Genomic DNA, 25,071 nt, shown 5'->3' with positions numbered 1-25,071 from the left:
GTCACTGTGTCTGAGAGGTCTTCCGCGCGGCCTTCTCGGCAGCGAGCCGTTCGGCGTGTTCGGCATTGCGCTCGCCTCCTGGCAGCCACAACACCTCGTCGTGCCCGGCGATGAGATTGGCATAGCGCGCCATGTTGAACAACAGGTCCGACAGACGATTGAGGTACTTCACGGCGAGCAGACTGACACCGCCGCGCGGATCGGCCTCGCCGTCCTCGGAGCCGAAGGCCTTCACCGCCTCCCAGGCCCTGCGTTCGGCGCGCCGGGCCAGGGCGCGGGCGACGTGCAGCTGAGCGGCCAGGGGGGAGCCGCCTGGAAGGATGAACGAGCGCAGATTCGGCAGCGGTTCCCCGAATTCATCACACCATCGTTCGAGACGGTCGATGGACGACTGAACGACACGCAGTGGCTCCCACTCCGGATCGGCGACGACCGGGTTGGACAGGTCGGCGCCGACGTCGAAGAGCTCGTTCTGCACGATGACGAGGGCGTCGCGCAGTTTCTCGTCGGGACCAAGGGTGAGGGCCACGCCGATGGCGGAATTGGTCTCGTCGGTGCTGCCATAGGCCTCGACGCGGGGATCCGTCTTGTCTGCCACCTCATTGTTCGACAATCTCGTCATGCCGGCGTCGCCGGTACGAGTGTAGATACGCGTCAGATTCACCATGAACCCAGACTAACCGGCATGGCGCACCGGACCGGTGGCCCCCAACATGACAACCTTGGACAATCATGGGAAGAGAGCCGACGATGAGCAGGACAGGCAGGATAGGGGGAGTCGTGGCGGCCGCTCTGGCACTGGTGCCGGCCGGGTGCGCGAAGGCCCCGACGTCGCCCAGGCCGAGCGACACCGCCGCCACCGCCTGGGTCAGCTGTGAGTACACGGTCACCGGTGGAGCGGCCAAGGTCGCCGATCCGCCGAGCGGTGCCCAGGTGCCCACCACCGGCACTGCCACGGTCACCCTGACGATGGCCGCCGGCACCCTCACCGTCACCCTCGACCGGTCCGCGGCGCCGTGCGCGGTGCATTCCTTCGAGTCCCTCGCCGCCCAGGGCTACTACACCGGCACCAGCTGTCACCGCCTGACCAATGCCGGGATACGGATCCTGCAGTGCGGCGATCCCAGCGGCACCGGTGAGGGCACATCCGGCTACGGCCTCACGCCGGAGACGAACTCGCCCCTGGTCACCTGCGCGAACGAGGCCCGCACCGAGTGCAGCTACCCGGCCGGGCTCGTCGTCCTCGCCGATCCCGAGCACGACGGAGGCCAGTTCTTCATGACCTACGCCGAATCGCAGATCAGCGGCGACTACCCGGTGCTCGGCACGATCGACGAGGCCGGGCAGCAGGTGCTCACCCAGATCGCCGAGAAGGGCTTCAAGCAGGGCGCCTCACCCGCGCCGGCGGCGGACACGACACTGCGACAGGTCACGCTGGGCTGAGGCCGGCAGGCCAGCTCTGCAGGAAGGCCCGCAGTATCCGGGTGAAGACCTGCGGTTGGTCTGCGTGCACCCAGTGGCCGGCATCCTTGAACCGTACCAGCCGGGTCCGCGGGAAGAGTGCATGCATGGCCGGGGCATGGGAGGCCTGCACGTGATCGGAGCGGGCGCCGGCGAGCCACAGCACCGGCCCCTGCCAGCTGGCCCCGCCCGGATCGGGGAAACCGGCCATCTCGTCCAGCTCGGCGCTCAGCATCCCCAGATTGCACCGCCACCGCCAGCCGGGGCCGTCCGAGGACGGCGCGCGATGCAGATTCTGCAACAGGAAGCCCCGGATCCTCGCGTCGGGCACGACAGCGGACAGCGCTGCGTCGGCCTGGTCACGTGAGGCGAGGTGCTCGGTGTCGAGCGCGGCCATCGCGTCGAGGACCCGTTCGAAGAAACCGGTCTGCTCGTATCGGACGGGGGAGGCGTCGACCACCACCAGACGCGCGACGAGTTCGGGGTGGCGCAGCGTCAGGCACATCGCGATCTTGCCGCCCATCGAGTGCCCGACCACGAGGGCCGGCCGCTGGGCTGCGCCACGGGCCGTGATCTCGCCGGCGATGATGTCGGCGAACTGCGGGTAGTCGAAGTGCTCGGTCCAGCCGGACCGGCCATGATTCGGCGCGTCGACGAGCAGGCTCGTCGCCAGGTCACCGATCCCCCTCGCCGCCTGGGCCAGGTTCCTGCCCTGCCCGAGGAAGCCGTGCAGGAAGACGACGGGTGCGGGGCCCGAACCGGCCACCGTGACGTGCAGCGGGACGGCGCTGCTCACGGCCTGCGGCTCCAGCAGGAGCCGTGGAAGTGGCGGCGGAAGTCGAGACCGGAAGTGGAGCCGATCGGGGGAGTGTGCGGCCAGGCGACGACGTGGGCCGTACCGGCGGCTATGAGCTGATCGCACTCGGGGCAGCGGTAGTCCTTGGTCGACTGCCCGGCGCGGATCTGGCGCATGATCCAGCGGCCGTCCCGTTTGGTGGCGCTGGTCTGGTAGGCGGCATGGCTGAGGGGACGCACGGGCCGGGTGTGCTTGCTCGAACGGTGACGTGCCACTCCTCAAGATTAACCCGTCGTGCCCGAGGCACCGTGCCGGTGGTGCCCCGCCACCGGGGCGGGGCACTGGTAGTTTGGCGGGGTGCGTTTGGTGATTGCCCGATGCCAGGTCGACTACGGCGGCAAGCTCACGGCCCATCTGCCGATGTCCACCAGGCTCATCATGATCAAGGCCGACGGCGCGGTGTCCGTGCACGCGGACGACCGCGCCTACAAGCCGCTCAACTGGATGACCCCGCCGTGCACGCTCACGGTGCAGGAGGCCCCCGAGGACCTGGCCGCGACGACATCGGACCTGGACGAGCAGATCCAGCAGGTGTGGACGGTCAGGGGCGCCGGCGAGGACACCCTGCAGATCGCCATAGCCGAGATCATCGACGACAACGAGTACGAGCTGGGCGCCGAACCAGGCCTGCGCAAGGACGGTGTCGAGGCCCATCTGCAGGCACTGCTGGCCGAGAACCCCAGCACCTTCGGCGAGGGCTACACCCTGGTCCGGCGTGAGTACCCGACGGCGATCGGCCCGGTCGACCTCATGCTGCACGACGCGCAGGGCGCCTACGTGGCGGTCGAGGTCAAGCGCCGCGGGGAGATCGACGGCGTCGAACAGCTCACCCGCTACCTCGAACTGATGAACCGTGATCCGCTCATCGCGCCGGTCACCGGGGTCTTCGCGGCCCAGGAGATCAAGCCGCAGGCCCGTGTGCTGGCCGCCGACCGCGGCATCACCTGCCTGACGGTCGACTACGACGCGCTGCGCGGCATCGACAACTCGGCGGAGAGGCTGTTCTGAACCCCGTCCGACGCGAGCCGCCGGCGGGGCCTGACACCCCGCGAGTCCTCAGCGCCTCTTCACCTGCTGGGCGCCCTTCTTGAGCCGTTCGGTGTCGATGAGGGCGGTCGGCTCATCGGCGCCCGCCTGGGCCTGCTCGGCAGGGGCCTCCTTGAGCCATTCCTGATCGTCGGTGACCGGGACCTCATGGGTGTCCTCGGCCCCTTCGTCCTGCGGCAGCCTCACATCGGCGGCGGGCTCGGCCGCGTCCGCGGTGGTGAAGTCCTCGGCTGCTTCCTCGCCGAGCTCGCGGATGTTGGCGAGCTGGGCGACGAGGGCGTCCTTGCGCAGCTGCAGGGCGTTGACCTCACGCTCGAGCTGCTCCTTGCGCCAGGCGTACTGCTCCTCGAGGCGATCCTTCATCATGGCCGACTGCCGGTTGGCCGCGGCGATGGTGGCCTCGGCCATGTTCGCGGCCTCGGTCTTGATCTGCTCGGCGTTCTCAAGGGCCTCGTCGGTGACCTTGCGTGCCTCGGCGGCCTGTGCCTGGGTCAGGCGCGTGGACTCCTCGGAGGCCTTCGTCGCGGCGGCGTAGAGCTCGGCCATCTCGGCGCGCATCGTCTCGGCCTGAGCGGTGGCCTCGTCCTGACGCGCCCTGGCCTGCTCGTTCGCCTCGGCGCGGATGCCGTCGGCCGCGTCGCGGGCCTCTGCCAGGATCTTCTCGGCCTGGGCCTGAGCGGCGCCGGCGGTGTCGGAGGCCAGCTGGTTGGCCTTCGTCGTGGTCTCGGAGGCCTCGGCGCGGGCGGCCCTCAGCAGATCCGCCGCTTCCTGCTCGGCCTTGGTCCGTACATCGGTGGCCTCCGTGCGTGCCTCGGCCAGCAGGTCATTGGCCTGTGCAGTGGCGCCGGCCTTGAGTTCCTCGGCCTCGGCGCGGGCGTTCGTCAGGATCTGCTCCGCCTGGGCACGGGCGGCACCGGTGATCTGGTCGGCCTCGTTGCGGGAGGCGGTGGCGGCGTCGGCGGCCTGCTTGGCGATCTGGTTGCGTGAGGCCTCCGCCTCACCCTCGGCGGCCCGACGTGTCATGGCGGCGTTGTGCTCGGCCTCCTCGGTGACCGTCTGCGCGTGACGCTGTGCGGTCTCGACGAGATTGTTGGCCTGGGCCCTGGCCTCGTCCAGGATCGACTGGCTCTGACGCTGGAGTTCCTCGCGCATGGCCCGCAGGTTCGTCATGCCCGAGACGCGGATGTCGTCGGCCTCGGTCTGGGCGTTCGCGCGCAGACCGGCCGCGACGCGGCGGCCCTCCTCCTTGATCCGTTCGGCCTCGATACCGGCCTTCGAGACGAGATCGTCCGACTGGGCCTCCGCGGCGCGCAGCAGCGCCGTGGCGTGTGAGCCGAGCCTGGTGAAATCAGTGGAGCCCTGCTGGGCCTTGAGCATCTCGAGGTCGCGCAGGCGGTCGCGATTGAGCTGACGGGCAGCGGCCAGGCGGTGCTCGATGTCCCGCACGTAGTTGTCGACCGTGCTGCGGTCGTAGCCCATCATGGCGTGGGGGAAACTACCGGCCGCACTGGCCCTGTCGTCGAAAAGGTTGAGACCGGTCTCTTCGCTGAACTCGTCGGCGTTGGCATCGGTGTAATCGCTCATCAAGGCTCCTGAGGACGTTCACGTGCAGGTTATCAACGGACCGGCTCACCGGCCGGGGTGACCCGCCGTCGGGGTGTGGGACCGCCGGGTGGCGGGTGGGGGCTCAGCGGACCGGCTGTCCGGCGTCCTCCTCGCGCAGGCGAGGCTCGGAACGCCTGGACGGGACGACGCCGCCGAAGCGGGAGTAGAAGTCCCGGATCTTCGCCATGTCGGCCCTCGTGTCGGTGCTCATCATCAGCGTGGGGCCGATCTCGACCTCCCTGCGGTCGTGGTCGATGCCGGCCAGGGTGACGGGCAGCCCCGAGCCGAGCGCGATGCGGTGGAAACCCGACTTCCAGTAGGGGCGTGGCGAGCGGGTCCCCTTCGGTGCGATGACGAGCTGGAAGTGCTCACCCTGCGCCGCCCTGCGAACGAGGTCCTCGACCAGTCCCGAAGGCCTGGAACGGTCCACGCCGACACCGCCCATCGCTTTGATGAGGGGCCCCGCCGGACTGTTCACCCAGGAGTTCTTGATGAGCACCTTCATCGGCATCTCGTAGTGCCAGGCGACGCCGAGGAAGGCGATGAAATCCCAGTTGCTGGTGTGCGGCGCCCCCAGGAAGATACCTGGCTCGGACGGCAACGCACGTCCGACGAGTCGATAGGGGGACAGACGCCAGCCGAGATCGGCCAGGGCACGACGGATTCTCATGCTCCTATCGTGCCGCACCGGAGCACTCGGGGCGGGTACGCGGGGCGGGGCCGGTCCACAACGGGGGAGCGGCCCGGGGCGGACTGCACCACGGGCGGGCGCCCTCATCGGCGCGACGAGCCCCGGAATCCGTCCCGGAAACCTCAGGGCGGGCCTGCGGGCCCGTTCACGGGTGGCGGGGCATCCGGTGGCCGGCCACCGCCGTCCCGGGCAGCAGGAGGCCGTGGGTCGAAGAGCGGCGTGGCGGGTGCGGAGCCGAAGGGCGGTGTGGTGGGTATGGCGTCGGAGGGCGGCGTCCCCGACGGCCCGGCCGGTGAGGAGGGCTGCGGGCCGGTGCAGCCCCGAGCCCAGACCGAACGCCGTGAGGAGCACGAGCACCAGCGGGCTGAGCGTCCAGTTCAGGGTCATGGCCTGTTGCGTCGACAGGCCGAGCCCGTCCGCGAGCGATGCGATGGCGGCGGGAACCCGCCACACGAGCAGGACGGCGACGATGACGGTGGTCGCGCGCACAGCGGTGTTGCCCCTGAGCCGGCGGTCGGTGACGAGCGCGAGTCCGACGGCGGCCAGTGCCGCCACGAGGATGACGACGGCGAGATCCCACCGGTCCTGCAGCAGCACGCCCATGACGAGTACGAGGACGCCGAAGGTCCACACCCCAGACTGGCCTCCGCTCAGAAGCACCGGGAGCCCGGCGAGGAGGGCGACGAGCAGTCCGAGACCGGCGACCGTCCCCGGCGCCGAGATCCAATTAGGACGCCTCGATGGGCACGAGTGCGGCGGTGGCGACGATGAGCACCAGGGGCGCGATGAGGTGCAGGGGGACGCGATCGCGGGGTACGAAGCGGACCACTACCGCCGAGGTCAGGCAGGTCGAGGCGGCGTAGGCGACCATGAGGAGCAGGGCGAGGAGGGCCTCGGTGGGGTTCTCGGCGACCTGCCCGGCCGCGAGGAGCGTCGTCGCCACCCCGCCGAGCGCGGCGACGATGATGGTGAAGACCAGCCTGGTGCGGGCGGCGAGGCCGAGCATGACCAGGGTCCACGCGCTGAGTGCCACGAAGGAGGCGACCGACGGGACGAGATGGAGCAGGGCGGCGCCCATGAGCCCGACGAATCCGAGCCCGCCGCCGATCCCCGTCACGGTCGCGGCGTGGAGGGCATTGCCGCGGTGCCGCAGGGCCAGCCACGTCCCCAGGGCGGTGAGGAGCACGCCGATGACGAAGACCGCGGAGACCTTGACGAGGTCCGGGATCGTGTCCCACCACATCGCGACGAGGGTGGCGCCTGACAGCAGGACGAGCAGGGCCGCGGCACCCGAGAGAAGATACTTGCCCACCTGGTTCTCCGCGCTCTGGGTGAGCCGGACCGGGGCCGGTGAGGCCGGGGGCGGCGGCAGATGGCCGCGAAGCCGAGAGCCCTGCGCCGGGGTGCCGGGCGTCGATCCTGCCAAGGGCGCTGAGGACGTCGGCCGACGGGGCTGCGCGCCCGGATCATTCGCCTGCTCCTCCATGAGGATTCTTCCTTCCGCCGGCCGGTCAGTGATCTCGGATCATGCTACGGATCATGCCGGGTGGAGGGAAGATGCGTGCTGCGCATCGGTAGCATGCGCCAAGACGAGAGGAGCCCAGACATGGGCGTCAGTTTCATGGTGATCACGGTCGTCCCGGACCAGCACATGCTCGACGCGGATGCCTTCCTGCGCCAGGCCCGGCGGAAGTGGCCGGGCTGTCGCACGTTCGAGAACGATCCCGCAGCAGAGATCAGCGACGCAGAGGTCGATGTGAACCCGGCCGGCGCTCCATCCTTCACGGTGACCCACTTCCCGAACGACATGATCTCGGTGGACGGCATCCCGGATCAGAGCGCAGAGGTGGCGGCCTGGGTGAGGTCGCTGCACCCGGACCCCGGCCTGGTCCTGTGGTACGTCGACGAGGGCTTCAACGGCCACACGGTCCTGTTCCCCGGCATCACCGCGGGACAGATCGCGAGCGGCTGGGTCGATCACGGCGAACACGACCCCTTCGAGGAGTACCCGGACTACTTCACGTGACCGCCCACGGTCCTCGTGTCCCGGCGGTGTTCTCGCAGAACCGGTGCGGCCCACGAACCCGACGGCGCCCTGCCGGCCACGAGGGTCCTGGCGGGGTCCAGGGATCAGGGACCGGACCCCCGCGCCATCGCGGGGACGGACCGGACCCGGGATGGCCATCCCATTTCGTGCGCCGCGACGGATGCCCGGCGTGACGGGACCGACGTGTCACGGCGGGGGCCGGCGGGATGACACGGTTGTGGCGCGTCCCGGATCGGACGCGCCACAACGGGTCTGCTGGCCGGGCCGGTGCCGGCCCGGACCGGGGGACTCAGGCGTTCTTCGGGTACTGGGTGAGCTCGATGAGCACGCCGCGGCCCGACTTCGGGTGCATGAAGTTGATGCGGTTGCCGCCGGTACCGATCTTCGGCTCGTCGTAGAGCAGGCGGACGCCGCGCTCACGCAGGGTGGCGCTCACGGCGTCGATGTCGTCGACGCGCCATGCCATGTGATGCAGGCCCGCACGGCCGTTGTGCTGCTCGAGCCACTTGGCGGTGGTGGAGGTCTCGCTGATGGGGCTGATCATCTGGACCTGGGTCATGTCCGGGGTCAGCTCGGCGGCAGGGGCCATCATGATCTCGAGAATGCCCTGCTCGGGGTTCTCCTCACGATGGATCTCGTGCCAGCCGAAGGTCTCGATGTAGAACTTGGCGGCCTCGTCGGCATCGGGGCAGGCGTAGGCGACGTGGTCAATACAGGTGAAGAGATCTTCGTTTTCCATGGGGGCATCATCGCACAGCAGAACCGTCCGGGCAGCGCCGGGGCAGGACTGGGATGCGGTTCCCGGCACGACCGGCAGTCGGCCTCCGGCAGACCCGGACGGCCCGGCCGGGCCGTTCCCGACCGGGCCCAGGACCTGGTTCTGGTCAGCGGGGAACGTCCCGGCCCGCGGTGCGGGTCAGAACAGCGCGGAGCCGAGGTCCCGCCGCGCAGCAAGCAGGACCGGATCGGCCGGGTCCATCGTCTCGAAGAGTTCGAGAACCCGTACGCGCAGCCGTTCACGGTCCTCACCGGCAGTGGTGCGGATGAGACCGATGAGACGACTGAAGGCGTTCTGGGCATTGCCGGCGATGATCTCGGCGTCGGCGGCCGCGAAGGCCTTGTCGATGTCGGCCGGGTCGGCGTCGGCAGCGGCGATCGCGTCCCGTCCGCCGCCCTGGGGGCTGCGCAGCAGCATCGCGGCGGTGGCCCTGGCGGCCGCGGCCTCGCGGTCCTTCGGGTTCGCGGCGAGCAGCTTGTCGTACTCGGCGATCGCCGTGGCGTAGTCCCCGGCGGCCATGGCCTCGTCGGCCTTGACGAACCTGGGGTCGGGGCCGGCGTCCGGGTGCGAGACCGGGGCGGCGCGGCCCGCCACGCCATTCGCGACGGCCATGTCGAGCACCTGCTTGAGGACGGCGCGCACCTGCTGCTCGTCGGCCGTGCCCTGGAAGAGGGGGGCGATCTGACCGCCGATGACCGCCATGACGGTCGGGACGGCCTGCACCTGGAAGGCCTGGGCGATGCCCGGCTGGGTGTCGACGTCGACGGTCGCCAGCAGCCAGCGGCCGGCGTCGTCGTCGGAGATCCTGGTCAGCGTCGCCCGCAGCTGCTGGCAGCCCGGGTCGGCGCCCGACAGGAGCGCGATGACCACCGGGTAGTTCATCGACTGCTGCAGCACCGAGTTCAGCTCGGCCTGGGTGACCTCGACCGTGTAGCTGCCGGCACCGCCCGGGGAGCCCGGGGGCGTCTGCTGGGCGGATGCCTGGGCCGCGATCTGGGACAGGTCGACGGCGCCAGGGCGGCTGAACGACGCGCTGGCGGCGGATGTGCCGGGCGCAGGGCGGCGCTGCGCCGGGCCGGAGGCCTGATTCGGATTGACCGGTTGACTCATGCCCCCAATTGTTCCACCGCATTGTCGCGGTCCACCCGCCGATGCGGGTCAGGCGCGCCCCATGACCGGTTCTCAGCCGACGGATCGGGGACAGCTGGGGGACGGTCCGGCGAACCGATCGGTGAACACGTGAGCGCAACGGCCCGGAGTGGGGGAAGATGGGTCCATGGCACACGAACGCGCCGGGAAACCGGCTCTCCCCTCCGATCTGATCAACGTCGACGCAGTGATCGGCGCCTACTACGACATCAAGCCCGACCCCGCCAATCCCGACCAGCAGGTCGTCTTCGGCACCTCGGGGCACCGCGGCTCCAGCCTTGACGGCGCCTTCAACGAGTCCCACATCGCGGCGATCACCCAGGCGATCGTCGAGTACCGCGCCTCGCAGGGCACGACCGGCCCGCTGTTCATCGCGAAGGACACCCACGGCCTGAGCCTGCCGGCCTGGAAGACCGCCATCGAGGTGCTCGTCGCCGCCGGCGTGCACGTCATCGCCGAACGCGAGGACGAGTACACGCCGACTCCTGCCCTGTCGCGCGCCGTCATCGTCCACAACCGCGGCCGCAGCACGGACCTGGCGGACGGCATCGTCGTGACGCCCTCGCACAACCCGCCGCGCGACGGCGGCTTCAAGTACAACCCGCCGAACGGCGGCCCGGCCGACACCGACGCCACCGGGTGGATCGCCGCCCGCGCCAACGAGCTGCTCGGCGACCTCGGTGCGATCAAGCACGTCCCCTACGAGCAGGCCGCCGCCCAGGTCGAGCGCCACGACTACCGCACCGCCTACTGCCAGGACCTCGTCAACGTCGTCGACATCGAGGCCATCAGGGCCTCCGGCCTGCGGATCGGCGCCGATCCGCTCGGCGGGGCCTCCGCGCAGTACTGGGAGTACATCGCGGAGAACCTCATCCCCTCGATGACCGTCGTCAACAAGGTCATCGACCCGACCTGGTACTTCATGACGCTCGACACCGACGGCAAGATCCGCATGGACTGCTCCAGCCCGAACGCCATGGCCTCGCTGGTGAGCAACAAGGACAAGTACGACATCGCCACCGGCAACGACGCCGACTCCGACCGGCACGGCATCGTGACGCCCGACGCGGGCCTCATGAACCCCAACCACTACCTGGCCGTCGCCATCGAGTACCTGTACGGCAACCGCCCAGGCTGGCCCGCCGACACCGCCATCGGAAAGACCCTCGTGTCCAGCTCGATGATCGACAACGTGGCCGCCAAGCTCGGCCGTACCCTCGTCGAGGTGCCCGTCGGCTTCAAGTGGTTCGTGCCCGGTCTCATCAGCGGCGAACTCGGCTTCGGCGGCGAGGAGTCCGCCGGCGCGTCCTTCCTGGAACTGGGCGGGGCCACCTGGACGACCGACAAGGACGGCCTCATCATGGACCTGCTGGCCGCCGAGATCACCGCCAGGTGCGGCCAGACCCCGAGCCAGCGTTACGCGGAGCTGGCCGCCGAGTTCGGCGACTACCACTACGCCCGTATCGACTCCGACGCCACCCGCGAGCAGAAGGCCCGCCTCAAGGCCCTCTCGCCCGCGGACGTGAAGGCCACCGAGCTGGCCGGTGACCCGATCACCCACATCTACACCGAGGCCCCCGGCAACGGGGCCGCCATCGGCGGCGTCAAGGTGACCACTGACGGAGGCTGGTTCGCGGCCCGTCCCTCGGGCACCGAGGACAAGTACAAGATCTACGCCGAGTCCTTCCGCAGCGCCGAGCACCTCGCCCAGCTGCAGGAGGGCGCCCGCCAGGTGGTCTCCGAGGCCCTCGAGGGCTGAGGACTCGTCGCCGTTCCGGTGCGGGGCGAGCGGATCCGGTTCGTCTCATCCGCTCGCCCCGCCCGGCTCGTCCCGTCGCAGCGGTACAGCACCGCCTCCGCGAGTGTGCCCGCCACCGACCGGGCAACGCCTGGTTCTCGTGGCACCCGGTTCCCGGGCGAACCGGTCGTGAGCAGCCCGCCGGTTCCGCACGACCTCACGAGCCGTCCGACCGCGCTCCGGCGCACGGATCCGTGGTGCTGGCCGGTCGCGCGGTGGGAGACCAGTCGTACAGCTGCCGGGCTCAGCCCGGTGACCGGCCCGGATCGACGGGGGAGCCGGCCTCGGTGTAGCCCAGGCCGGTGCCGTCCAGGATGCCAGCGATGCGTCGCGCCGAGAAGTCCTTGACGCGCAGGGGGATCTCGGCGGGAGCCACCCAGTGGTAGTCGCGGATCTCCTCGGGCGGGGGCACGAAGGTCTCGATGTCGCTGGCGGCGATGCGGCCGCCGTCGAAGATGAACTCGAGGGCGTCGTGCCAGCCAAGGTAGGGCGGCATCCAGTCGGCCACGAGCGGCTGGTCCCTCACCGTGATCTCGACGCCCAGCTCCTCGCGCACCTCGCGGATGGCGCCGTCGCGGGGCGACTCGTCGACCTCGACGACACCGCCCGGCAGTTCCCAGTCCTCCTTGTAGGTGGGCTCGACGAACAGGATCCGGTCGATCTCGTCGCGGATGATGACGTGGCCGATGACGCGGTGGGCCGGCATGACCGAGTCCATGATCGCCGTCATGGCGCCCATCCCGTAGACCTGGTCCTCGATGAGGCGGGCGTACAGCAGGGCGTCGACGAAACCGCCGTCACCGTCGGGGACGGCACGGCGCCGCCTGCCCTCGCGGCGGAAACCGGCCTTGTGCAGGGCGCGCTGGGCAGGCCGGTCGGTGGCCGGGACACTGGCCTCGACGCGCCGCAGGCCGCGGCCGATGAGCGAGTCATCGGCCGCCAGCGAGACCGCCTCGTCAAGGGTGTGCTGGTCGGCGTAGCCGGACCAGTGCAGGACTCCGATGTCGCCCTCGACGACGACGCGCACCTGGAAACCATCGACCATGGGCCGGCCCTCCCGATCCTCGTGGTGGTGACGAGCCGGGCCTGCCCGCGGAGCAGAGCCCGGCGCGTTCACCCGTGAATCTAGCGCAGTCGGCCGCGGCCCTCAGAAACCCTGCTCGGCGCTGGCGACCGGGTCATAGGCCAGCCACAGGCCGGCCAGCGGGGGGACCCGCACCATGAGCTGGTCGGAGCCGTCAGTTCCGACGAAAGTGGTCAGGATGCCGTTCTCGTAGCCGCCGCTGCCGTCCCACCGGGGATCGGAGGTGTTGAGGATCTCACGCCACACCCCCGGCCTGGGCACCCGGATCGCGTACTGGTCGTAGGGCTCGGGCGAGAAGTTCGCCAGGCAGGCCACGATCTCGTGGTCGTGGTCGGCGCCGTAGCGCAGCCAGCTGAAGGTGTTGGCCATCCAGTCGTTGGCGTTGATCCAGCTGAAGCCATCGGGCTCGCAGTCACGCTCGTACAGTGCCGGTGTCGCGGCCTGCACCAGGTTGATCTCGCGCATCATGTCGCGCAGGCCCCGATGCCACTGCAGGCCGTCGACCCACCACTCGAGGCCGGCCTCCTCGTTCCACTCGGCGCGCTCGCCGAACTCCTGGCCCATGAACAGCAGCTGCTTGCCCGGGAAGGCCCACATGAACGAGTAGAAGGTGCGCAGGGTGGAGAACTTGCGCCAGTCGTCCTGGGGGACCTTGTTCACCATCGAGCCCTTGCCGTGCACGACCTCGTCGTGACTGATCGGCAGGATGTAGTTCTCGGAGTAGGCGTACACCATCGCGAAGGTCATCTCGTTGTGGTGGTACTGCCGGTAGATCGGATCGAGCTTGAGGTACTCGAGCGAGTCGTTCATCCAGCCCATGTTCCACTTGAAGCCGAAGCCCAGGCCGCCCTCGTGCACGGGCTTGGTGACGCCCGGGAAACTGGTGGACTCCTCGGCGATCATCATGACGCCGGGCTGGCGCTCGTACAGGTGCCTGTTGACGTACCGCAGGAAGTCGATGGCCTCGAGGTTCTCGCGGCCGCCGTACTTGTTGGGCACCCACTCGCCCTCGTTGCGCGAGTAGTCGAGGTAGAGCATCGAGGCGACCGCGTCGACGCGCAGGGCGTCGATGTGGAACTCGCTGATCCAGTAGAGGGCGTTGGAGACCAGGAAGCTCTTGACCTCGTTGCGGCCGTAGTTGAAGACGTAGGTGCCCCAGTCCGGGTGCTCGCCCTGGCGCGGGTCGGCGTGCTCGTACAGCGCCGTGCCGTCGAAGCGGCCGAGGGCCCAGTCGTCCTTGGGGAAATGGCCCGGCACCCAGTCGAGGATGACGCCGATGCCGGCGGCGTGCAGGGCCTCGATCAGCTCGCGCAGCTCGTCGGGGTTGCCGTAGCGCGAATCGGCGGAGTAGTAGCCGGTGACCTGGTAGCCCCAGCTGGCGGCCAGCGGGTGTGCCATGACCGGCATGAGCTCGACATGGGTGTAGCCCATCCAGGCGGCGTACTCGGGGAGTTCCTTGGCGAGCTGCTTGTAGTCCAGGCTCTTGCGCCAGCTGCCCAGGTGCAGCTCGTAGATGCTCATCTGGGAGTGGTAGGGATCGGCGGCGGCCCGACGGGCGAGCCACTCGTCCTCGGTCGGGGCCCATTCGTGCCGGGAGGTCCAGACGACCGACGCGTTCTCGGGCGGGACCTGCGAGTAGAAGGCGAAGGGGTCGACCTTCTCCTGCCAGGTGCCGTCGGTGTGCTGGATCTTGTACTTGTACTGCGTGCCCTCGAGCACGTTCTCCTTCCACAGCGCCCACACACCGGAACCGGGAACGAGCTCCATGTCATCGCCCTGCCACCAGTTGAAGTCACCCATCACCTGGACGCGGCGGGCGTTCGGCGCCCAGACGGCGAAGCGGGTGCCGCGCAGGGTGCCGCGCTGGGGGTCCTCGACGTCGACGACGTGCGAACCCAGTCGCCGCCATGCCTCCGTGTCTCCGCCGTTGTGGAAACCTTCGAGGTCCTGTCCGGTCAGATTCCCGAAGTTCATTCGAGCCATGGCCAAACCTTTCTGCATCAGCATCGTGCCTCTGATGCACCGGGGGCGGCGAGCGCCCTGAGCGTATTCAGTGGTATGTGGACCCAGCCGGGTCTGTTGCGGTGCTCGTAGACCACCTCGTAGATGGCTTTGTCCGCCACATATGCGCTCAGCGTATCGCCCTGCGTCCGGAGCGGATCGGCGCCTGTCCACGAAGCGGTGAAGGCCTCCGAGCAGGACCGCTCCCAGCTCTCACGTGCTGCCGGTGTCAGGCCCGTCGCGCTGGCCGCGGCGTAGCCGAAGGAACGGATCATGCCGGCGACGTCGCGCAGCGGGCTGTCCGGACTGCGACGCTCCTCAAGGGACTTGAGGGGCTCCCCCTCGAAGTCGATGATGTGCCAGCCGTCCCGGCCCAGCAGGGTCTGGCCCAGGTGGAAGTCACCGTGGATGCGCTGAGCCGGCAGCTCACGGTCGCGCAGTGCGTCGAAGAGGCCGCGCAGGGCCGTCTCGTACTCCGCCAGCTGCGGTACCTCCGTCACGGCACAGGCCAGCCGAGTGGTCATGGCGTCCGCGATGAGCTCGCCGCTCAGCGTGCTGGTGCCGAGCTGATCGGCCAGGGCCGTGTGCACCTGCGCCAGCGCCGTACCGAGCCGGGCCGCGTGGCCGGAGAAGTCGTGCCCCGCGGCGGCCTCGCCGGTTGCCAGTTCCCAGCCGTCCCGGGCGTCGTTGATGCGCGTGGTGATCATGGCGAGGTCGACCTGCACGCCGCTGCCGTCGTCGGCAGTGCGGGTGGCGCTCAGCGAGCCGAGCAGCTCGTCGGTGCTCGTCACGCCGGCCCTCGCCAGGGCCTCGTGCAGCTCGATGTCGATGCTGCGGCCCGGCTCCAGGCGGCGGATGATCTTGATGAGGGCGTGGCTGCCGAGGAAGACGGTCGAGTTCGACTGCTCGCCCTCGAAGACGCGGACCGGACGAAGATCCGCGGGCAGGGCATCGGCCGCCAGATGAGCCTGCCAGTCCTTCCCGTGGCCATCGCCCCGGAGCGCGTCGACGAGAGCGATGATCGCCTGCGGGTCCCTGGTGGCGTCATGGACCCACTCGAAGTTCTCGTTCAGCCCGCGGCCGATGACGGCCCGGGCGACACGGTCCATGCGGTAGCTGAGCAGCAGCTGGTAGTCCTCGCGCCGGCCGTCCGGGAAGGCGACCGAGAGGATCTCCGGGCGAACGGCCGGCTTGTTTCCGCCCGGTGGCACGATCCAGTCCAGTGACGTGATGCGCACCGGGACCGCACCGGAACCCTTTCCGGCGAACCAGCGTGAATCCGCTGCGTGGATCCAGCGCGGATCGGCCTGAAGATCACTCACCATCGTTCTTCTCCTAGGGCTCGATGAGCGCGAGCCAGGCATAGCCCCATGGCGGCAGGTGGTGCCTGAACTCGTGGTTGGGGCCGACCGGCTCGTGGCTCCGCGCCGACACCAGGTCGATGGTCTGGTAATCGGCGAAGTTGGGCAGGTACAGCAAGATCTCCTGCGGTTCGGGTGAGAGATTGTTCAGGCACAGGACGCGGCTGGTGCCGTTCTCGTCGCTCAGTGTCCGCAGATAGCTCAGTACGGCGTCGTTCTCGCCGCCCAGGTCCATGAAGTCACCCAGGCCGAGGACCGGGTTGTCGCGGCGGGTGGCGAGCATCGAGCGCAGCCAGAACAGCAGTGAGCTCGGATCGCTCAACTGATCGCAGACGTTGACATGGCGGGGGTCATAACGTTCGTCGGCGATGAGCGGCAGGTAGAAATCCTCCGGCTCCGCCTTCGAGAAACCGGCTCTTCGTCTTCCGGTCCATTGCATCGGAGTACGCACGCCGTCACGGTCGGGCAGGTCGATGTTGTCGCCCATGCCGATCTCGTCGCCGTAGTAGAGCACCGGTGAGCCGGGCAATGACAACAGCATCGCGTGCATGAGACGGATCTTGTCCGGGTCGCCGTCCATGAGCGGAGCCAGACGGCGCCGGATGCCGAGGTTCAGTTTCATGCGCGGATCGGGCGCGTAATGGCGCCACATGTACTGCCGATCGTCCTCGGTGACCATCTCGAGGGTCAGCTCGTCGTGGTTGCGCAGGAAGGTGCCCCATTGGCAGCCCTCGGGGACCGGGGGGGTGGACGCCAGGATCGTCGTGATCGACTCGCGCGTGTGGCGCTCCATGGCCATGTACAGCCGGGGCATCACGGGGAAGTGGAAGGCCATCTGGCACTCGTCACCGGCCCCGAAGTACTCGATGACGTCACGCGGCCACTGATTGGCCTCGCACAGCATGATGCGCCCCGGGAACTCCGCGTCGATCATCTGGCGCACCTGCTTGAGGATGGCATGGGTACCCGGCAGGTTCTCGCAGTTCGTACCCTCTGCCTCGACGAGATAGGGCACGGCATCGAGCCGGAAACCGTCGACACCGAAACCCAGCCAGAAGCGCAGGGTGTTGAGCATCTCGGTGAGCACCCGTGGGTTCTCGTAGTTGAGATCGGGCTGGTGGGAGTAGAAGCGGTGCCAGTAGTACTGGCCGCGCACCTCGTCCCAGGCCCAGTTCGAGTCCTCGGTGTCGAGGAAGATGATCCGTGCGTCGGAGTACTCGTCGGGCGCGTCACGCCACACGTAGTAGTCGCCGTACGGGCCGTCGGGGTCGCTGCGGGAGCTCTTGAACCACGGGTGGTGCGTCGAGGTGTGGTTCATGACGATGTCGATGATGACGCGCATGCCCCGGTCGTGGGCGGCGTCGATGAACTGCCCGAACTCGTCCAGGGTGCCCAGGCCGGGCTGGATGGCCTGGTAGTCCGCGACGTCGTAGCCGCCATCGCCCATCGGCGAGGCGAAGAAGGGGGGCAGCCACAGGCAGTCGACGCCGAGCCACTGCAGATAGTCCAGGCGGCTGGTCAGGCCCGCGAGGTCGCCGATGCCGTCGTCGTCCGAGTCGGCGAAGGATCGGACCAGGACCTCGTAGAAGACTGCCGTCTTGAACCAGCTGTGGTCCTCCGGGTCGATGGCGCCACGGGGCGTGGTCATGGCCAGGGCCAGTTCCAGCCTGGCGTCGTAGTCGTCCTCTGGAACGTCGAAGCTCGGGGTCTTCGAATCGCGGGGAATGATCGTCATCATCTGCTGCCTGTGTCCGAGTGCTGACGGTGCGGAGGAGGGTCCTCAGCGCAGGAAGTCGTGGTGCGGACCCGGCGGGTCCGCACCACGACCGATCGGATCAGCCCTGATCTGCCGGGCGCACCGACAGGATGTGGGCGGGCTGGGCCGGCCACAAGCGTACGTAATTGTCGGCGCCCCAGTCGAAGTCCTGGCCGGTCAGCTCGTCGTGAACACGGATACGGGCGTCCGGGGCGAGCCCGAGCCAGGCGAGGTCGATGTGCACGGTACCGTCCACACCCTGATCCGGGTCGAGACTGACGATGGTGACGACACGGTCCTGCCCGTCGCGCTTGGCGAAGGCGAAGATCTTGTCGCTGCTCGTCGCGAGCACCTGCGTGCCGCGCATCTGCTGCAGCGCCCGATGCCCGGCGCGGATCGCGTTGAGCATCGTCATGAGCCCGTTGAGATTGGGTTCGGCCTCGTAGTCGCGCGGCCGGTACTCGTACTTCTCGGAGTTCAGGTACTCCTCGCCGCCAGGCTTGAGCAGTTCGTGCTCGCACAGCTCGAAACCGGAGTAGACCCCCCAGGCCGGGCTCATCGTCGCGGCCAGGATCATGCGGATCGCGAAGGCCGCCGGATTGCCGGACTGCGTGAACCTCGGGTTGATGTCCGGGGTGTTGGTGAAGAAGTTCGGACGGAAGAAGTCCACCGACTGGGTCGACAACTCGGTGAGGTACTCGCTCAGCTCGTACTTGGTGTTGCGCCAGGTGTAGTAGCAGTAGGACAGGTGGAAACCGACCTTGGCCAGGGCGTGCATCATCTCCGGCCGGGTGAAGGCCTCGGCCTGGATGACGACCTCGGGGTGGCGTTCGTGCAGGCGCGCGGCGAACCAGGCCCAGAAGTCGACCGGCTTGGTGTGCGGATTGTCCACGCGCAGGATCGTCACGCCGTGATCGATCCAGAACTCGGCCAGGCGCAGGGCCTCGTTGTAGATGCCCTCGGGATCGTTGTCGAAGTTGATCGGGTAGATGTCCTGGTACTTCTTCGGCGGATTCTCGGCGTAGGCGATGGTGCCGTCGGCGCGGGTGGTGAACCACTCGGGGTGCTCGACCGCCCACGGGTGGTCCGGGGAGGCCTGCAGGGCGAAGTCCAGGGCGATCTCGAGACCCAGCTCGTGGGCGCGGGCCACGAAGTGGTCGAAATCCTCGATGGTGCCCAGTTCCGGATTGACCGCATCGTGGCCGCCGTCGGCCGATCCGATGGCCCACGGCGAGCCGGGGTCGTTGGGGCCGGCCTGCAGCGTGTTGTTCGGCCCCTTGCGGAAGGCACGCCCGATCGGGCTGATCGGCGGCAGATAGGCGACGGTGAAGCCCAGCGCGGCGATGCGTTCCAGCATCTTCTCGCTGGAGCGGAAGGTGCCCGAGGTCCAGGAGCCGTCCTCGTGTCGCACGGCACCGACCGAGCGGGGGAAGAACTCGTACCAGCTCGAGAACTGGGCGCCGCGACGGTGAACGACGAGCGGGAACTCGCCGGTGGGGGTCAGCAGCCTGCGGGGGAGCCAGCGGCCCATTCCCGCGTTGACGGCCGGGTCGGTCACGAGTGCAGTCAGCCGGCCGACCGGGGCGTCGGCGTCCAGGCGCTGGGCGGTGTCGGCCAGCAGCGCGGCGTCCTGCTCCGCTCCGGCGGCGCGCGCCGAAGCGGCGGCCTCGTTCAGGAGGATACTGCCCTCCGCGCACACCAGGGGGATGTCGAGACCGGCCTCGAACTTGATGTCCGCGTTGTGCCGCCAGGTGCGCCAGCGGTCGTCGTAGGCCTCGACACGGAAGCTGTAGTCGCCGGGGGCTCCCAGCGGCACCTGGGCGGCCCAGATGTCCAGGCCCATCGGTTCGATCTGGGCCATGTCGAAACGCTGCTCGGCGCCGGCCGGATCGGTGAGGACGATGCAGGCGCCCAGGGCGTCGTGGCCCTCTCGGAAGATGTTCGCCTTGACGGTGATGGTCTCGTCCTCGACGGCCTTGGCCGGGTAGGCGCCGTTCTCGAGGACGGGCGAGACGTTGTGAACCGGTATGCGTCCGAAGCCGTTCGGCACGCCACGACGCGAGGGCACCGGGAGACGAGCCGGATGCTCGGCGAGCGGCTCGGGATCGGCGTACCGCGCCCGGTCGGGCTCGGCGACGGATACGTGCTCCGGTTCGGCGGCGACGGGCTGCTGCGCGGCGGGCTCAGGAGCCGTCTCCTGCTCCTGAGGCTCCAGTGGCGCCGGGGACGCCGTGACGGGGGGCGCGGTGGACTCGTCAGGGATCTGCTGAGGGCTCTCGTTGCGGCGCTGGGAGCGCGACTTCCACTTGCTGAACACGTGTCTACGCTACCGGTCCAGCGAGGCCCGCGATGCCGCAGGACGCGAGGTGGACCGATACCGGTTCGCCGGCGCCTTCGGGAACCCAATCGGCTCCCACATTCTGGACGGATGAGCGGTACTTCCGCTCCTTTCACCGCGCCCTTATAACCTTGTGGGGTGCGAGCTATCAGAAAATTCATTGTTCAGCCGGTCCTGCCGGAGCCCCTCGAACCCCTGCACGACCTCGCCCTGAACCTGCGCTGGGCATGGCACCCTCAAACCCAGGACCTCTTCGAGTCCCTCGACCCCGGGTTGTGGGAGGCCACCGAGCGCTCCCCGTTGAAACTGCTGGCGACCGTCTCCCGTGAGCGTCTCGAGACGCTTGCCGGTGACCGGCGCTATCTGCGTCACCTCGAGCTCGTACAGCAGAGCCTGAACAACTACGTGAACGGCGACAGGTGGTTCCAGGGCTTCGCGGCCAGGACCGAGGGCGCCCCCGCATCCATCGGCTATTTCTCTGCGGAGTTCGGCATCGCCTCCGTGCTGCCGCAGTACTCCGGTGGCCTCGGCATCCTCGCCGGCGATCACCTCAAGGCGGCCTCCGATCTCGGTGTGCCGATCATCGGTGTCGGACTGCTGTACGCGCAGGGATACTTCCGCCAGAGACTGAACGCCTCGGGCTGGCAGCAGGAGTACTACCCGATCCTCGATCCCCACGAGCTGCCGATCAGTCCCCTCATGGACGGCGACAGTCAGGCGAGCATCGAGATCACCGTCTCCCATCGGCCGGTCAAGGCCCAGCTGTGGACCGTCCAGGTCGGTCGCGTTCCGCTGCTGCTCATGGACACGAATGTCGAGGGCAACGACGAGCAGGCCCGCCACATCACCGACCGCCTCTACGGCGGCGACTCGAACCATCGGCTCGCCCAGGAGATCCTCCTCGGCGTCGGCGGTGTGCGGGCCCTGCGCGTGTTCTGCCGCCTGACCGGCCGCCCCGAGCCGGACGTCTTCCACTGCAACGAGGGACATGCCGGCTTCCTCGGCCTGGAGCGCATTCGCGAGTTCATGGAGTCCGGGGACACCTTCGAGACCGCCCTGGAGAAGACCCGCGGCGGCACGCTCTTCACGACCCACACCCCGGTTCCGGCCGGCATCGACCGCTTCGGGCAGAACCAGATCGCCGAGCAGTTCAGCGACTTCGCGCCACTGCCGCTCGAGCGCATCCTCGCGCTCGGCGCCGAGGACTACGCCGACGGTGATCCCTCCCGCTTCAACATGGCCGTCATGGGTCTTCGCCTGGGCCAGCGCTCCAACGGCGTCTCCCTGCTGCACGGCAAGGTCAGCCGCGAGATGTTCCAGGGGCTGTGGCCCAACTTCGACGTCACCGAGGTGCCGATCGGCTCGGTCACCAATGGCGTCCACCACCCCACCTGGATCCACCCGGATCTGCTCGAACTGCTCAAGACCCGCACCAGCGACGCCGAGACCGTCGTCGACGGCTACGACTGGTCGGCTCTCGACCGGGTCGACGACGCCTCGCTGTGGTCCCTCAAACGCCGCATGTGCGGTGAGATGATCCTCATGGCCCGCGAACGACTGGAGAAGAGCTGCCAGCTGCGCGGCATCAACTCCGACTGGGTGAGCGGGGCCCTCAACCCGAACACCCTGACCATCGGTTTCGCCCGCCGCGGCGCCTCCTACAAGCGCCTCACCCTCATGCTGAGCCAGCCCGAGCGCCTCAAGAAGCTGCTCAACGACCCCGAGCGCCCCGTGCAGTTCGTGATCGCCGGCAAGGCGCACCCGGCCGACGACATCGGCAAGGGCCTCATCCAGCAGATGGTGCAGTTCACGGACGACCCGGAGGTGCGCGGCAAGATCGTCGTGCTGCCCGACTACGACATGTCGATGGCCCGCCCGCTGTACCCGGGCTGTGACGTCTGGCTGAACAACCCGCTGCGCCCCTATGAGGCCTGCGGCACCTCCGGCATGAAGGCGGCCCTCAACGGTGCCGCCAATCTGTCGGTGCGCGACGGCTGGTGGGACGAGTGGTACGAGCCCCGCTTCGGCTGGGAGATTCCCTCTGCCGACACGATCATCGATCCGGTCGCCCGGGACGCGGCCGAGGCCGAGGCGCTGTACGACCTCATCGAGGGCGAGATCGTGCCGAAGTTCTACAACCGCGACACCAACGGCCTGCCCACCGAGTGGATCCGCATGATGCGCGAGACGATTTCCGACCTCGGGCCGAAGATCCTCGCCAGCCGCATGGTGCGCGACTACACCACGTGGTACTACACGCCCGCCGCCCGCTCCTCGCGTGCGCTGGCCGCCGAGGGCGCAGCTGCTCAGCTCGCCCTGTGGAAACGAGACGTGCGCCGGGCATGGCCCACCGTGTCCGTCGAGCGTGTCATCGCCGATCTGCCCAACCCGGTCCCGGTCGGTTCCGAGAACAGCGTCACGGCGTGGGTGCATCTCGGAGAACTGACGGCCGATGACGTCTCGGTCCAGCTGGTCTCCGGTGACGTCAACGGCGATACCGACGAGATGGTCAACGTGCGCATCAACGAGCTGAAGCCGACCGGACGCAGCAAGGCAGGCGCCCAGGAGTTCACCACGCGGACCGTCGCGCAATTCGCCGGTGCGGTCGGCTACACGGTGCGCGTCGTGCCGAAGAACCAGCTCATGGCCAGTCCGGCCGAGCTGGGTCTGGCCGTCGTGGCCGACGCCTCGGCCGTCGAGCTCTGACCGCTGCCGGAACGCGAACCGGCACGAGCAGCACGAAGGGCCGGGCCCCGGGGATTCCCCGGGGCCCGGCCCTTGTTCCGTCACGGTCCCGGATTCGTGATTCGTGGCGTCACCCGGGGCCGGGCCGGTGCTCACCCGATCGCCGTACCGGTCTCGGTGTCCTCGGCCGCGTCGGTCCCGGCAGTGGCGTCGCTCTCCGTCTCCTCAGCCGTGTCGGTCGCTGCGGCAGCCAGCTGGTCCAGCTGCTTCCTGCTGGTCGGAACCGTCACCTTCATGGCGACGACCGTGCGGCCCGGCATCGTGAAGCTCTCTCCGGGGGCCAGCGCCTCGGTGGGCAACTCGCCCTCCTCGGCGGTGGAGGCCACGATCTGGTAGCTCATGCCCCAGGGGAAGGGGGGAGTGGTGACCTCGACGGGCTGGTCACCGGCGTAGAACCACGTCAGGAATGCCTCACCGGAGGCATCTGAGACGTACTTGCCGAGCAGCCGGCGAGCACCGTCGTTCCAGTCGCCCTCACCCATCTCGCCGCTGGCGCCGTTCATCCAGGCCATCTCGTAGCGGCCCAACGGCTCGCCCTCGGCGTCGGTGACCTCGGTGCGATAGTGGTAGTCGTCGGCCTGCAGCAGCGGCGAGGAGGCGCGCAGCGCGATGAACTGCTGGGCGGTGTCGAAGACGTCCCGCCAGCTCTCGAGCAGGTCCCAGTGCACCCAGTTGATGTGGTTGTCCTGGCAGTAGGCGTTGTTGTTGCCCATCTGGGTGCGGCCCATCTCGTCGCCGGCGCAGAACATCGGCGTGCCATCGGACATGATGAGCGTGGCCAGCATGTTGCGCACCTGACGGTGCCGCAGGGCGTTGATCTCCGGATCGTCGGTCTCGCCCTCGGCGCCGCAGTTCCAGGAGCGATTGTCGTCGGAACCGTCGCGGTTGCCCTCGCCGTTGGCCTCGTTGTGCTTGCCGTTGTAGCTGACCAGGTCACGCAGGCAGAAGCCGTCGTGGGCGTCGATGAAGTTGATCGAGCTGAACGGCGGGCGGTCCTCGTGGTCGAAGATGTCGGGCGAGCCGGCCAGGCGGGAGGCCAGCTCACTGACGCCGTGCACCTGGGAGCGCCAGTAGTCGCGCACGAGGCCGCGGTAGCGGTCGTTCCACTCGCTCCAGCCGTTGCCCCAGCGTCCGACCTGGTAGCCGTAGGGGCCCATGTCCCAGGGCTCGGCGATGAGCTTGATGTCCTTGAAGACCGGGTCGGCCGCCAGGCGCTTCTTGAACTCGTGGTTCTGGTCGACGCCGTGGGCGCTGTCACGGATGAGGGTGGTGGCCAGGTCGAACCGGAAGCCGTCCACACCCATCTCTGTGACCCAGTAGCGCAGCGAATCGTGGACGAGGTTGAGGACTTCCTCGTGACCGGTGTCGACCGAGTTCCCGCAGCCGGTGACGTCGTAGTCGTTGCGCAGGTCATCGGTGAGCCGGTAGTAGCCCTTGTGGTCGATGCCCCGGAAGCTCAGCGTCGGCCCCTCGTGGCTGCCCTCGCACGTGTGGTTGTAGACGACGTCGAGGATGACCTCGATCCCGGCGCGGTGCAGGGCCGTCACCATGTTCTTGAATTCCTGGACCTGGTCGCCCTCGGTCCCCACCGAGCAGTAGGCCCCGTGCGGGGCGAAGTAGGCCAGGGTGTTGTAGCCCCAGTAGTTGGACAGGCCACGGCCCATGATGAAGGGTTCGGAGACGAACTGGTGCAGGGGCAGCAGCTCGATCGCGTTGACACCGAGCTTCTTGAGATGCTCGATGACGGCGGGATAGGCCAGGCCCGCGTAGCGGCCCCGCATGTGCTCGGGCACGGCCGGGTGCTTGATCGTGAAGCCCTTGACGTGCGTCTCGTAGATGACGCACTCGCTGAGGGGACGTCGCTTGGCGATCGGCTCCGGGGCGGGGGAGTCGGCCACGACGACGGACAGCGGCACGTACTGGGCCGAGTCGCGGGTGTCGGGCTCGTAGTCGGACTCGGCGGTGTGGTCGAAGATCGGACCGGTGTAGTCGACACCGGCGGTGACCGCACGGGCGTAGGGGTCGACGAGGAGCTTGGCCGGGTTGGCGCGCAGACCGGCATCGGGGTTCCACTCGCCGTGGATCCGGTAGCCGTAACGCTGCCCGTCGGTCACGCCCTTGACATGGGTCCGCCACACGTCACCGTCGCGGGTCATGTCGACATTGCGGATCGTCGTGCCGTCGTCGTTGACGAGGGCGAGTTCGACGCGGTCGGCACGGGGAGCCACCAGGCTGAAATCGCAGCCGTCCCCGGTGAGGACGGCTCCGAGTGCTGAGGTGCGTTGAACGGGCGAGGTGATCATCTTCACTGCTCTTTCCGCCTGACGGCTATTCGGACGGCGCGGGGGATTCTA

At 68.7% G+C, this 25,071-nt stretch carries 19 protein-coding genes; 5 read left to right on the top strand and 14 right to left on the bottom strand.

All coding sequences use genetic code 11. The annotated features are described in order from the left end of the window. Position 1 precedes the first annotated feature (1 nt). A complete protein-coding gene (locus tag D9T14_RS03300; RefSeq protein ID WP_119160727.1) occupies positions 2-667 on the bottom strand; it encodes a cob(I)yrinic acid a,c-diamide adenosyltransferase in 666 nt (221 codons plus the stop codon). A 113-nt stretch (positions 668-780) separates the two neighbouring features. Here D9T14_RS03300 and D9T14_RS03295 point away from each other — a divergent pair, with 113 nt between their 5' ends. Then, positions 781-1,443 (top strand): peptidylprolyl isomerase, encoded by a 663-nt coding sequence (locus D9T14_RS03295; RefSeq protein WP_182482033.1) that lies wholly within the window; start codon positions 781-783, stop codon positions 1,441-1,443. Here D9T14_RS03295 and D9T14_RS03290 read toward each other — a convergent pair. Both D9T14_RS03290 and D9T14_RS14110 read right to left on the bottom strand, forming a co-directional pair. Then, entirely contained in the window at positions 1,430-2,257 is an 828-nt protein-coding gene (locus tag D9T14_RS03290) for an alpha/beta fold hydrolase (RefSeq protein ID WP_119160725.1), read from the bottom strand. The two genes, D9T14_RS03295 and D9T14_RS03290, sit on opposite strands and share 14 nt — an antisense overlap. Continuing rightward, the gene (locus D9T14_RS14110; RefSeq protein WP_119160724.1) at positions 2,254-2,532 is read right to left on the bottom strand and encodes an Rv1322 family protein; all 279 of its coding nucleotides are present in this window, start codon (positions 2,530-2,532) and stop codon (positions 2,254-2,256) included. Before D9T14_RS14110 ends, D9T14_RS03290 begins: the two co-directional genes overlap by 4 nt. An 82-nt stretch (positions 2,533-2,614) precedes the next feature. Between D9T14_RS14110 and nucS the strand changes: the two genes are divergently transcribed. After that, positions 2,615-3,325 (top strand): endonuclease NucS, encoded by a 711-nt coding sequence (nucS, locus tag D9T14_RS03280; protein ID WP_119160723.1) that lies wholly within the window; start codon positions 2,615-2,617, stop codon positions 3,323-3,325. Between the two features lie 48 nt (positions 3,326-3,373). Here nucS and D9T14_RS03275 read toward each other — a convergent pair whose 3' ends face one another. The 3 genes from D9T14_RS03275 to D9T14_RS03265 all read right to left on the bottom strand — a co-directional run bounded on the left by D9T14_RS03275 (position 3,374) and on the right by D9T14_RS03265 (position 6,972). Beyond that, positions 3,374-4,948 carry a hypothetical protein gene (locus D9T14_RS03275; protein WP_119160722.1) on the bottom strand — a complete coding sequence of 525 codons (1,575 nt, stop codon included), beginning with the start codon at positions 4,946-4,948 and terminating at the stop codon, positions 3,374-3,376. Positions 4,949-5,051: 103 nt separating this feature from the next. Beyond that, positions 5,052-6,293 (bottom strand): 1-acyl-sn-glycerol-3-phosphate acyltransferase, encoded by a 1,242-nt coding sequence (locus D9T14_RS14105; protein WP_232012503.1) that lies wholly within the window; start codon positions 6,291-6,293, stop codon positions 5,052-5,054. A gap of 94 nt (positions 6,294-6,387) precedes the next feature. Further along, a complete protein-coding gene (locus D9T14_RS03265; RefSeq protein ID WP_119160721.1) occupies positions 6,388-6,972 on the bottom strand; it encodes a hypothetical protein in 585 nt (194 codons plus the stop codon). Positions 6,973-7,266: 294 nt separating this feature from the next. Between D9T14_RS03265 and D9T14_RS03260 the strand changes: the two genes are divergently transcribed. Next, positions 7,267-7,686 carry a hypothetical protein gene (locus tag D9T14_RS03260; protein ID WP_197720664.1) on the top strand — a complete coding sequence of 140 codons (420 nt, stop codon included), beginning with the start codon at positions 7,267-7,269 and terminating at the stop codon, positions 7,684-7,686. A gap of 310 nt (positions 7,687-7,996) precedes the next feature. Here the strand turns inward: D9T14_RS03260 and mce are convergent, their stop codons facing one another. Beyond that, positions 7,997-8,446, bottom strand: a complete 450-nt coding sequence (gene mce, locus D9T14_RS03255) for a methylmalonyl-CoA epimerase (protein WP_119160720.1) — start codon at positions 8,444-8,446, stop codon at positions 7,997-7,999. Positions 8,447-8,623: 177 nt separating this feature from the next. Continuing rightward, positions 8,624-9,595: a tetratricopeptide repeat protein gene (locus D9T14_RS03250; protein WP_119160719.1), complete on the bottom strand. Its 972-nt coding sequence runs from the start codon at positions 9,593-9,595 to the stop codon at positions 8,624-8,626. Positions 9,596-9,761: 166 nt separating this feature from the next. Here D9T14_RS03250 and pgm point away from each other — a divergent pair, with 166 nt between their 5' ends. Then, positions 9,762-11,393, top strand: coding sequence for a phosphoglucomutase (alpha-D-glucose-1,6-bisphosphate-dependent) (pgm, locus tag D9T14_RS03245; protein ID WP_119160718.1), 1,632 nt, complete (start codon positions 9,762-9,764; stop codon positions 11,391-11,393). 283 nt (positions 11,394-11,676) lie between these two features. Here pgm and D9T14_RS03240 read toward each other — a convergent pair whose 3' ends face one another. The 5 genes from D9T14_RS03240 to D9T14_RS03220 form a co-directional block, all read right to left on the bottom strand. Next, positions 11,677-12,477 carry an NUDIX hydrolase gene (locus D9T14_RS03240; protein WP_119160717.1) on the bottom strand — a complete coding sequence of 267 codons (801 nt, stop codon included), beginning with the start codon at positions 12,475-12,477 and terminating at the stop codon, positions 11,677-11,679. 102 nt (positions 12,478-12,579) lie between these two features. Continuing rightward, positions 12,580-14,499 (bottom strand): 1,4-alpha-glucan branching protein GlgB, encoded by a 1,920-nt coding sequence (glgB, locus tag D9T14_RS03235; RefSeq protein WP_119160716.1) that lies wholly within the window; start codon positions 14,497-14,499, stop codon positions 12,580-12,582. 17 nt (positions 14,500-14,516) lie between these two features. Beyond that, positions 14,517-15,842, bottom strand: coding sequence for a phosphotransferase (locus tag D9T14_RS03230; protein WP_170175694.1), 1,326 nt, complete (start codon positions 15,840-15,842; stop codon positions 14,517-14,519). Positions 15,843-15,852: 10 nt separating this feature from the next. Then, positions 15,853-17,613 (bottom strand): maltose alpha-D-glucosyltransferase, encoded by a 1,761-nt coding sequence (treS, locus tag D9T14_RS03225; RefSeq protein ID WP_119160881.1) that lies wholly within the window; start codon positions 17,611-17,613, stop codon positions 15,853-15,855. 100 nt (positions 17,614-17,713) lie between these two features. After that, complete coding sequence (locus D9T14_RS03220; RefSeq protein ID WP_374955765.1) at positions 17,714-19,951, bottom strand: alpha-1,4-glucan--maltose-1-phosphate maltosyltransferase; 2,238 nt, start codon at positions 19,949-19,951, stop codon at positions 17,714-17,716. A 159-nt stretch (positions 19,952-20,110) separates the two neighbouring features. On the opposite strand from D9T14_RS03220, the gene glgP reads away from it, so the two are divergent. Beyond that, the gene (gene glgP / locus D9T14_RS03215) at positions 20,111-22,678 is read left to right on the top strand and encodes an alpha-glucan family phosphorylase (RefSeq protein ID WP_119160714.1); all 2,568 of its coding nucleotides are present in this window, start codon (positions 20,111-20,113) and stop codon (positions 22,676-22,678) included. A 131-nt stretch (positions 22,679-22,809) separates the two neighbouring features. On the opposite strand, the gene glgX is transcribed toward glgP, so the two are convergent. Further along, a complete protein-coding gene (gene glgX / locus D9T14_RS03210; protein WP_119160879.1) occupies positions 22,810-25,020 on the bottom strand; it encodes a glycogen debranching protein GlgX in 2,211 nt (736 codons plus the stop codon). Between the last annotated feature and the right edge of the window lie 51 nt (positions 25,021-25,071).

The organism is Propionibacterium australiense, from assembly GCF_003666605.1.
Lineage (GTDB): Bacteria > Actinomycetota > Actinomycetes > Propionibacteriales > Propionibacteriaceae > Propionibacterium > Propionibacterium australiense.
Note: the sequence above shows the minus strand (reverse complement) of the source record. Positions and strands in the feature narration are given on the sequence as shown.

Excerpts from the sequence above, each read along its gene's own strand:
- D9T14_RS03300 (WP_119160727.1), bottom strand. The coding sequence starts at position 667 with ATGGTGAATCTGACGCGTATCTACACTCGTACCGGCGACGCCGGCATG.
- D9T14_RS03275 (WP_119160722.1), bottom strand. The coding sequence starts at position 4,948 with ATGAGCGATTACACCGATGCCAACGCCGACGAGTTCAGCGAAGAGACC.
- D9T14_RS03260 (WP_197720664.1), top strand. The coding sequence starts at position 7,267 with ATGGGCGTCAGTTTCATGGTGATCACGGTCGTCCCGGACCAGCACATG.
- mce (WP_119160720.1), bottom strand. The coding sequence starts at position 8,446 with ATGGAAAACGAAGATCTCTTCACCTGTATTGACCACGTCGCCTACGCC.
- D9T14_RS03250 (WP_119160719.1), bottom strand. The coding sequence starts at position 9,595 with ATGAGTCAACCGGTCAATCCGAATCAGGCCTCCGGCCCGGCGCAGCGC.
- pgm (WP_119160718.1), top strand. The coding sequence starts at position 9,762 with ATGGCACACGAACGCGCCGGGAAACCGGCTCTCCCCTCCGATCTGATC.
- D9T14_RS03240 (WP_119160717.1), bottom strand. The coding sequence starts at position 12,477 with ATGGTCGATGGTTTCCAGGTGCGCGTCGTCGTCGAGGGCGACATCGGA.
- glgB (WP_119160716.1), bottom strand. The coding sequence starts at position 14,499 with ATGGCTCGAATGAACTTCGGGAATCTGACCGGACAGGACCTCGAAGGT.
- D9T14_RS03230 (WP_170175694.1), bottom strand. The coding sequence starts at position 15,842 with ATGGTGAGTGATCTTCAGGCCGATCCGCGCTGGATCCACGCAGCGGAT.
- treS (WP_119160881.1), bottom strand. The coding sequence starts at position 17,613 with ATGACGATCATTCCCCGCGATTCGAAGACCCCGAGCTTCGACGTTCCA.
- glgX (WP_119160879.1), bottom strand. The coding sequence starts at position 25,020 with ATGATCACCTCGCCCGTTCAACGCACCTCAGCACTCGGAGCCGTCCTC.